At 64.3% G+C, this 244-nt stretch carries 1 protein-coding gene; it reads right to left on the bottom strand.

Annotated elements, in window-relative coordinates; all coding sequences use genetic code 11:
• Window positions 1–244, bottom strand: a 244-nt coding sequence (locus tag EOD29_RS34360; RefSeq protein WP_127248899.1) for an FCD domain-containing protein, incomplete at both ends; no start/stop codon positions are given.

Below are 244 nucleotides of genomic sequence, written 5' to 3'. Positions count from 1 at the left end.
TCGACAGGCGGTTGCGCACGCGCAGCTGGAGGCGGCGATAGGGCCGCAGGCGACGGTGCAATTGCAGGCATTGCTCCTCGAGGAACTCGCTGCGGCCGGCTGCGTAGATGGCCTTATGGAATTCCTCATTGTCGTAATAATAGGCATCGCTGTCACCGGCAGAGGCTGATTGCTCGCAGCGGCCGTGGGTGGCCGTAATCGCTTCCCGGGAGACCTTGTCCAGCCGTCGTGCGGCGAGCGACCC

It is taken from the genome of Mesorhizobium sp. M1A.T.Ca.IN.004.03.1.1 (assembly GCF_003997555.1).
Lineage (GTDB): Bacteria > Pseudomonadota > Alphaproteobacteria > Rhizobiales > Rhizobiaceae > Mesorhizobium.
The sequence above is the reverse complement of the archived record's forward strand: the minus strand, read 5'-3'. Positions and strand labels throughout refer to the sequence as shown.